This is a genomic window from Pelagivirga sediminicola (genome assembly GCF_003072125.1).
Classification (GTDB): Bacteria; Pseudomonadota; Alphaproteobacteria; order Rhodobacterales; family Rhodobacteraceae; genus Roseovarius; species Roseovarius sediminicola.
Map to the genome: position 1 here is coordinate 1 of NZ_QCYH01000035.1, position 8268 is coordinate 8268.

Below are 8268 nucleotides of genomic sequence, written 5' to 3' on the forward strand. Positions count from 1 at the left end.
AGAACACGGCCAGATGCTGGAATGGTATGGGGGACAGTTCGACCCGGATGAGGCAGAGATCGGCCGCATCCTCGATAGCTTCGAGCGTCTTGCCAAAAAATGGGCACCGAAGCCGCGTAAACCAAAAGCCGCACCCAAACCCCTCTGATCAATACGGCGCGCCCACGGCCTTCGCCGAAGGCTTACGAACAATCTAAGGTGGAAAGCCGTTAAATCATGAGAAAGTTGACGTAGGGGAGGGGAATGTTCCGTCTGCCAGACATCATCAGAAGGGACAGGACCGAACCGCTTGTTGCTGAAATCTGCGCGGTCTTGCGCAAGTGGAATATCGAGCCGATCCCGTTCCGATCACAAGTTGATATACAGCATGAGGGTGACCGGCCGAGATCAATGTATCTGATAAGATCAGGCTGGATTTACTCCTACGCCGTGCTTGCAGATGGGCAACGGCAAATCCTCTTTTTGCATCAGCCGGGCGATATTGCTGGTCTCGCCGACTTCGGCGCCGAACGCGTCAGTTGTTCGATGCGTAGTCTGGGAGAGTGTGTGGTTCTGCCGATCCCGTTCACCGCCATTGCGACATTTTCGTCCACGGCCCCGGACATCATCACGTATCTCCTGCAAAAATCCGCTCAGATGCAATCGATCCTGATGCGGACGCTCACCGCGGTAGGCCGCATGGAGGCGCGGCACCGCGTGATCTGGCTGATCCTCATGTTGCACGAGCGGATTTCCGGTTCGGTCACGACTGCATCCGCTGTCATTGAGATCCCGTTCAACCAGTCAGAAATCGGCGATCTCATCGGGTTGACGAATGTTTCGGTCAGCAAAATGCTCTGCCAGCTATCCGATGAAGGCTTTATCGAACGCAAGGGCAGCAAGGTCTTGCTACGGCGCGTGGCAGATATGCAGGCGATGATAAACTATGAGCCGATGGGATTTTCGGAAGGATCGTATCTGAACCTGAAAGAGGATTACCGAGAACGGGATGCCGTGAAACGGATTTAGGGAACCCGCCGGGAAGCGTCGGGACTTGACTGACTTTCGGCCTAGCATGTCAAAACAGGCTACGCTCAAAGAGCGTAGCCTGTAACCTGCTGAAACGTAGGGCCTGCTGAAATTACTTGGACTTCGCCTTGTCCGAATGGTCGTCATTCCGTCCGGATTGCGACTTTTTCACACGCAGATTGTTCTGAACGTGCTCGACGCCGGAAACCGAATCCGCGCAATCTTCGGCGCGGCGTTTGGCCTGCTTGGAATCGACCTCGCCCGACAGCGTGACTTCGCGGTTCGACACGGAAACATCGATGTCGGAGGCGTCGATGTCATGATCGTCCGACAGCCGGTCGCAGACGTCATCGCAGATACGCTCGTCCGAGCGCTGATAATTCTTCGGACCGCGACCACGATGGGATTGGCCGCCTTCGTAGTTCCTTTGCATGCCGCCGCCGTAATTGCCCTGATCCCAGGATGATCCACCCTGATGGCCGCCTTGCTGCGAACCATATTGGCCCTGTCCGCGGTCATATCCGCCGCCGTAGTTGCCGCGGGGATAGCCGCCCTGCTGGTAGCCACCCTGCTGGTAACCGCCCTGCGGATAGCCGCCCTGACCGCCTTGCGCGTAGCCTGCACCGTATTGGTCGCGCTCGGACCGGTAGTTCCGGTCGTATTGATCGCGATCATCGCGCCAGCCGCCCTGATCACGTCCGCCGCGTTGATAGGGGTCATAGTTGTCGCGGCCGTAGCCCCCTTGGCCGTAGTTGCCCCGCTGGAAGTTGTCGCGGCCATAGTCGTCCTGGCGGTAGTTGCCCTGACCATAGTTGCGCTGATCCCAGTCCTGCGGGTCGCCGCGGCCCTGTTGTCCGCGCGAGCGATAGTCATCCCGGTCCTGATACTGGCCCCTTCCACGCGACCCTTGCCAATCACGGTCCTGATCCCAGTCGTCGCGACCGCGCTGGCCGCGCTCGTCATAGCGGGAAGGTTCATTGCGATGATCTTGATTGTTCATTTGATATCTCTCCTCCAGGTGAGTCGCCGACATGATGCCGACCGACCCGCTCAGGTTCGCCGTTTCGTGACCGCGCTCATTAAAGCGTTTTAATCAGCCTCCTGATCCTGAGGGTTAGAAAGGAGGATGCGCCAATATCCGCGCATCGGCATTGGAGCAGTCCCATATGGATTTCGGCACAGCAAAACCGTAGCGTGACCCGCATGAATACTGATTTGCCACTTATCGTCGGTGTCGGAGCCTCTGCCGGGGGTATCGATGCGTTGTCGCACCTGTTCGGAGCGGTCCCATCGCGGTGCGGGATGGCCTTTGTCGTCGTAACCCACCTCAACCCGGATCGGGAAAGCTTGCTGCATACGGTGCTGGCGCAGAAAACCGGAATGCAGGTCAAGGTTGCGCAAGACGGGGAAAGGGTGGTGCCGGACACGGTCTATGTCATGCCCGAACGGGTCTTCCTGTTGATGAAGGACGGTCGGCTGAAATTGATGGAAAGCACACGCGGCAGCCGCGAACACAAACCCATCGACATCTTTTTCAGCTCACTGGCAGAGGACCAGAAGGAAAACGCTGCCGCCATCGTGCTGTCGGGGGGCGACGGTGACGGAACGCTCGGCGTCAAGGTCATCAAGGAAAAGGGCGGCGTGACTTTCGCCCAGATTGCAGATGGCAATCCGCCTCTCAACCCCGAAATGCCCCAAAGTGCCATCGCCACGGGCTTTGTTGATTTTGCCCTTCCCGCGGCGCAGATGGCCGAGAAGCTGATCGACATCCGCGTCGGTCGCGCGACGCTGGACGCGTTGGTCATGTCCGCCGACGCCGATCACGAGGCAGAGCCGTCGGAGGTGCAGGCGGCGATCTCCAGGATCCTGTTGAAACAGACCGGCCATGATTTCTCCGGCTACAAGAGCAAGACGTTCTTCCGCCGTGTCGCGCGACGCATGCAGGTCAGACAGATCGGCGATCTGAAAGAATACTGCGCCCTGTTGTCGCGCGACGAGGATGAGATCAGCGCCCTGTTCTCCGACCTTTTAATTAGTGTCACCAATTTTTTCCGCGACACCGACGCTTTCAAGATCCTTGCCGACAAGGTCATTCCCCAGATCTGCGAGAACCGGAACGCCAAGAACCCGGTGCGTGTCTGGGTGCCTGCCTGCACCACCGGCGAAGAGGTCTATTCCCTCGCTATCCTGATCAGCGAGCATCTGGAGCAAAACGCGATCTCTGCGCCCGTGCAGATATTCGCCACCGATATCGACGATCCTGCACTCGCCGTCGCACGGCAGGGCCGGTATCCCGAACAATTGCTGCGTCAGGTCAGCCCGGAGCGGCTGGAGAAATACTTCCACCGCGACGGGCTCAGCTATGTCGTGTGCAAGAAGGTACGCGAGATGTGCATCTTTTCGCCCCACAACGTGATCAGCGACCCGCCGTTCTCGCGCATGGACATAGTGTCGTGCCGCAATCTTCTGATCTACTTCGGTCCCGAACTGCAACGCCAGGTGATCCCGACCTTCCATTACGCGCTGAAGCCGGATGGCTACCTGTTCCTCGGAACATCGGAAAGCATCAGCCAGTATGCCGACCTGTTCCGCACGGTGGACAAGCAAAGCCGTATTTTTCAGGCAATCGAACGTCCTGACCGGCGCTGGAACCCGGTCGGCATGATGAACCGGATTTCCGACAGGAGAGAGGGAAGCACCCACGAGCAGGGGCTGTCCGATATCCAGCTGCGCCACAAGGTCGAACGGCACATCCTTGAACAGCGCACGCCCACCCATGCCGTTGTGCGCGAAGATGGTGAAATCGTTTTCGTCTCGGGCGGCACCGGCGGATTTCTGGAATTCCCCCGTGGCGCACCTTCGCGTCACCTTCTGGATATGGTGCCGCGTGATGTGCGCCTGGAATTGCGCGCCGCCTTGCGGCAGGTGGTTGACAGTCGGCGGAGCGCCATTCGGCGCGACCTTTCGATGGTCGCGGCCTCCGGAGAGTTGAAGCGCCTGAGCCTGACAGTGGAACCTCTGCGTGGCACAGGCGAGCGCGATCCGCTGTTCATCGTGTTCTTCGAGGCGGCTGAAACCTCGGCTCCGGATTCCGGGGCTGGAACCACGGAAGAAAGCCGGAGAAGCGAGGCGGCGGAGAACAAAGTGCGCGAGATGCGCGAGCGCCTGCAATCCACCGTCGAGGAATATGAGACCGCTCTGGAAGAACTGAAATCGTCGAACGAGGAACTGGTATCGGTCAACGAAGAGGCGCAATCCACGAATGAGGAACTTGAGGCCTCGAAGGAAGAAATGCAGTCCCTGAACGAGGAACTGAACACGATCAACGCCGAATTGAACGGCAAGATCGAGGAACTCGACCGCGCCAACGCCGATCTGCGCAACCTCTTCGAATCGACCCAGATAGCCACGGTCTTTCTGGATGCCGACCTGGTCATCCGTAACTTTACGCCCGCGGCGGCAGAGCTGTTCAATCTCCGGGCGGCGGACCTCGGGCGACCGCTGTCGGAACTGGCCAGCGTCAGCGATTATCCCGAACTCAGGGATCATATCCGCGAAGTGTTCCAGTCTGGGTCGATCTATGAACACCGTCTGTCGCGATCGGCGGCGAAGACCCACTATCTGGTGCGGATCACCCCCTATCTGGGTGCCGATGAGACGGTCGAGGGCGCGGTGGTCACGCTGGTCGATGTCACCTCGCTCGCGCAGGCGGAAGAGCATCAGAAAGTCCTGATCGCGGAACTGAACCACCGCGTCAAGAACATGCTGGCGGTGATCATCACCATCGTGAAGACGTCCCTCCGGGGGAAAAACATCCCGCATGATGCATTGGATACCCTGGTCAACAGGTTGCATGGCATGGCGCGTGCCTACAGCCTGTTATCCGAACGCTCTTGGACCACGGTCGGGATCCGGGACATCATCCAGGCGGAAACCGAACCGTTCGAACAGGACCGCATTCACGTCAGTGGACCAAACGTAAATCTGCAGCCTTCCCAGGCATTGGCGGTCAGCATGGTCATCCATGAGCTCGTTACCAATGCGATCAAATATGGCGCGCTTTCCAACACGCGCGGCACTCTGGAAGTGAGGTGGACTTCGACGGGCAACCGGCTGTCTCTCGAATGGCGCGAGCGTGATGGACCGGAGACGAGCGAACCGGAACGAAACGGCTTCGGATACGTTCTTGTTGAAGGTCAGGTCGAGCAGCAGCTGAACGGCAGACTGGAAACAAATTTCGACCCCGACGGGTTGAGCTTAAAAATGGAGTTTCCCTTGTAAGACAGGAGTTTCGTTCATGTCCCGGCCGGAAAACCCTCATAATATTCTGGTCGTGGAAGACGAGTGGCTCATTGCAATCGACATCCAGATGATGATCGAAGATCTCGGAGACCACGTTGTCGGGCCGGCCAGCAACGTCGCGACAGCAATGGACCTGATAGAAGCTCACAAGATCGACGCCGCGTTTCTTGATATCACCCTCGGGCCGGAGACTTCGTTCCCCATTGCCGAGAAACTGGATGACTTGGCAGTGCCGATCACGTTTGTCAGCGCCTATGCCCGGAAAGAGATTCCTCCGCAGTTTCATCGGTGCGACTTGGTGCCGAAACCCATCACGCCGCATCTTTTAACCCGTCAGCTGCGTAAGATGCTCGGTAAATCCATGTAGGCCACTAACGCTCGTGTGCGGACTCACGCCTAGACCCACAGGTCTTAAAATGGATTGAAGGTCGGTCTTCCAACTGCGCTTAACATCCTTCTCGGACGATGAAGGCCAACGCCTTGCCGTTCAGCCACATTTATCAGGAGGAAAAGTAATGAAGATCATCACAAACACTGCCTGTGCCCTGCTGCTGGCGACCGGAACTGCCGCCTTCGCGCAGGATATGGAGACCGATGCCGACGGCAACATCAACATGGACCAGTTCAGCACCGGCTTCAGCCAGACCGGGAACTTCAAGTCCTGCGATACCGACGGCGATTCCATGCTGAGCGAGGAGGAATACAATTCCTGTGTGTTCAGGGGCTACGATCGCAACAGGGATGACATGATCGATGCCGATGAGCGCACAACCATGGACGAAGACATGGGCGAGGGCGGCCGCTACATGAACAATGATTCCTGACCTCTCGAAACCCTGAAGCGGCCCCCTGCGGGGCCGCCTTCTTCCGTGCAGCCGTTGTGGGGACCATGCGGCGGTTGAAAGCCGCGCCGGGAAAGATTTGGTGTTGCCCCCGACAAAAAGTCACCAGCGAAAGTAACTAGTCCGGGGGGATCTCGCGAGGGGACCTTGGGGGTGCTTCATCTGGATCCCTGACCGGATCTTCAGGTGGGTCATTTACCGGGTTTTCTGAGGGCGGGCGCACCGGCGTTTCCGATGGTTCGCGGACGGGAACTTCGACAGGGGAAGGGTCTGGATTGTCCGTCATGTTCAATCCTCCAACCTTGACCGCTTGGTAGGCTTTGGATCACTTGCCGGCGCATCTCCAAGCGTTTCCTCTGGCCTGTGCAGATCATCTTCAGGTTTTTCAGGCGGTTTCTTTTTCTTGTCATCGTCTGGCTTTGACATGATCTTCTCCTGAAGGTCGCTTACGGCATGCAGATTCAACTTGCAGGCCTTGTCGGAGGTTCCCGAAGGTCCGGGCTAAACAACGTATGCCGGACGATCCACACATAAATGCGCGCAACTCGAAACAACATTTTTTCGGATCGGTCTTGACAAGATTTCGAGGCATTCCCAGCTATTTGGGTGCGGGATGCCGCTTCAAGGGTCCCGGAGATGTTGGTGCGATTGGATGCGTGTGCAGTGCAGCGCATTAGCCCCGTCATCGGCCGCGAGGTGCAGTTTCTGGCCTTGCGTATCGACACACGTGGTCGTGCCTTTCGTCTTCGTGACGGATCGACAGCGATCCATCCTCCCTCAGCGACACTCCCGCACCCCCGCGCATTTTGCGCGGGCGGTTCATGGCGAACTTGCGAGAGGAGGAAATGATGCTGAACTATGGACTGTCCGGGGCTCACTGGGACCCCTTTGCCGAACTGCGGCAGCTGCAATCCCAGATGAACCGCCTGTTCGAGGGCGGTGCGCGCAGCCAGCGCCAGAACGACAATGCCTGGCCCCCCTTCAACATGTGGATGGGCGACGACAGCGTGGTCGTAACCGCCGAAATGCCTGGCGTCGCGCAGGACGACATCGACCTGACGGTGCGGGAGAACACCCTGATCATCGCAGGCAAACGGAACCCCGCAACCGAGGATGAGGATGCCGTATGGCATCGCCGGGAACGCCCCTCGGGTGAATTCTCGCGCTCCATACGTCTGCCGCTGCGTGTCGATCCCGACAAGGTGGAGGCGCGCGTGAACAACGGTGTGCTGGAGGTCGAGATGGGCCGTCCAGATGCGGAACGCCCGCGCAAAATCGAAGTCAAGGCAAGCTGACATCCGAGCGAGAGGAGGAAAGAGCAATGGCAAACGAAGTGAAGAAAAGCGGTGGTGACGTGGCCCGAACCGAAACGGAAGAGACCCGCGACATGGGCCCGACCTTCCGTCCCGCCACGGATATCTTCGAGAAGGATGACGTGGTGACGCTGGCCATCGACATGCCGGGTGTGGCGCCCGACAGCGTCGATGTCTCGGTCGAGAACCGGTCGTTGACCGTGCGCGGTCGCATCGAGTCGCCCGCGCCCGAGGGCTATCGGCGCATCTACGCCGAATACGCCCCCGGCACGTTCGAGCGGGCCTTCAGCCTGCCCGAGACGATCGACGCGGGCGGCATCGAGGCCAGCCACAAGAACGGCGTGCTGACGCTGACCTTGGAGAAGAGCGAAGCCGCCAAACCGAAACAGATCAAGGTCAAGGCCGCGTAAGGCGGCCCTGACCGGGCAAACGAAAGGAGGAAGTAACGATGGCATTCAGCGATCTCATTCCCTGGGGCCGGGACCGCGACCGAACACCGGACCGGCGCCGTGACGACGACAACCCGATGATGTCGCTCCAGCGCGACCTCAACCGCGTGTTCGAGGACTTCTGGGGCCGCTTCGACAGTCCCTTCGGCAACGGCATCTCCGCCGGGCCGCGCACCCACATCTCGGAAACCGACGAGGCGATGCTGGTCTCGGTGGACCTGCCCGGCCTTGATGACAAGGACATTGAGGTCAACGTCACCGACGACGTGCTGACGATCCGCGGCGAGAGTGAGGAAAAGACCGAGAAGGACGGTTTCACCTCGCAGTCCCGGCGCAGCTTCCACCGGATGATCC

Annotated in this window: 9 protein-coding genes; 7 read left to right on the plus strand and 2 right to left on the minus strand. The window is 58.9% G+C overall.

From position 1 onward, the window contains the following. Positions 1 to 243: 243 nt before the first annotated feature. Complete coding sequence (locus DC366_RS18965; protein WP_108693719.1) at positions 244 to 1008, plus strand: Crp/Fnr family transcriptional regulator; 765 nt, start codon at positions 244 to 246, stop codon at positions 1006 to 1008. Positions 1009 to 1120: 112 nt separating this feature from the next. Here the strand turns inward: DC366_RS18965 and DC366_RS18970 are convergent, their stop codons facing one another. Continuing rightward, a complete protein-coding gene (locus tag DC366_RS18970) occupies positions 1121 to 2008 on the minus strand; it encodes a BON domain-containing protein (RefSeq protein WP_165802967.1) in 888 nt (295 codons plus the stop codon). Positions 2009 to 2211: 203 nt separating this feature from the next. Between DC366_RS18970 and DC366_RS18975 the strand changes: the two genes are divergently transcribed. The 3 genes from DC366_RS18975 to DC366_RS18985 all read left to right on the plus strand — a co-directional run bounded on the left by DC366_RS18975 (position 2212) and on the right by DC366_RS18985 (position 6134). Further along, positions 2212 to 5289 (plus strand): CheR family methyltransferase, encoded by a 3078-nt coding sequence (locus DC366_RS18975; RefSeq protein ID WP_108693721.1) that lies wholly within the window; start codon positions 2212 to 2214, stop codon positions 5287 to 5289. A gap of 16 nt (positions 5290 to 5305) precedes the next feature. After that, positions 5306 to 5677: a response regulator gene (locus DC366_RS18980; protein ID WP_108693722.1), complete on the plus strand. Its 372-nt coding sequence runs from the start codon at positions 5306 to 5308 to the stop codon at positions 5675 to 5677. 148 nt (positions 5678 to 5825) lie between these two features. Next, a complete protein-coding gene (locus DC366_RS18985) occupies positions 5826 to 6134 on the plus strand; it encodes an EF-hand domain-containing protein (RefSeq protein WP_108693723.1) in 309 nt (102 codons plus the stop codon). Between the two features lie 306 nt (positions 6135 to 6440). Here the strand turns inward: DC366_RS18985 and DC366_RS20025 are convergent, their stop codons facing one another. After that, entirely contained in the window at positions 6441 to 6578 is a 138-nt protein-coding gene (locus DC366_RS20025; RefSeq protein ID WP_165802968.1) for a hypothetical protein, read from the minus strand. 422 nt (positions 6579 to 7000) lie between these two features. Here DC366_RS20025 and DC366_RS18990 point away from each other — a divergent pair, with 422 nt between their 5' ends. The 3 genes from DC366_RS18990 to DC366_RS19000 form a co-directional block, all read left to right on the plus strand. Then, entirely contained in the window at positions 7001 to 7447 is a 447-nt protein-coding gene (locus DC366_RS18990) for an Hsp20/alpha crystallin family protein (protein ID WP_207768785.1), read from the plus strand. 26 nt (positions 7448 to 7473) lie between these two features. Further along, the gene (locus tag DC366_RS18995) at positions 7474 to 7875 is read left to right on the plus strand and encodes an Hsp20/alpha crystallin family protein (RefSeq protein ID WP_108693725.1); all 402 of its coding nucleotides are present in this window, start codon (positions 7474 to 7476) and stop codon (positions 7873 to 7875) included. 38 nt (positions 7876 to 7913) lie between these two features. Continuing rightward, positions 7914 to 8268, plus strand: a 355-nt coding sequence (locus DC366_RS19000; protein ID WP_108693726.1) for an Hsp20/alpha crystallin family protein, incomplete at its 3' end; no start/stop codon positions are given.

Coding starts and splice junctions, on each gene's coding strand:
- DC366_RS18985 (WP_108693723.1), top strand. CDS start 5,826: ATGAAGATCATCACAAACACTGCCTGTGCCCTGCTGCTGGCGACCGGA.
- DC366_RS18970 (WP_165802967.1), bottom strand. CDS start 2,008: ATGAACAATCAAGATCATCGCAATGAACCTTCCCGCTATGACGAGCGC.
- DC366_RS18980 (WP_108693722.1), top strand. CDS start 5,306: ATGTCCCGGCCGGAAAACCCTCATAATATTCTGGTCGTGGAAGACGAG.
- DC366_RS18990 (WP_207768785.1), top strand. CDS start 7,001: ATGCTGAACTATGGACTGTCCGGGGCTCACTGGGACCCCTTTGCCGAA.
- DC366_RS20025 (WP_165802968.1), bottom strand. CDS start 6,578: ATGTCAAAGCCAGACGATGACAAGAAAAAGAAACCGCCTGAAAAACCT.
- DC366_RS18965 (WP_108693719.1), top strand. CDS start 244: ATGTTCCGTCTGCCAGACATCATCAGAAGGGACAGGACCGAACCGCTT.
- DC366_RS18975 (WP_108693721.1), top strand. CDS start 2,212: ATGAATACTGATTTGCCACTTATCGTCGGTGTCGGAGCCTCTGCCGGG.
- DC366_RS18995 (WP_108693725.1), top strand. CDS start 7,474: ATGGCAAACGAAGTGAAGAAAAGCGGTGGTGACGTGGCCCGAACCGAA.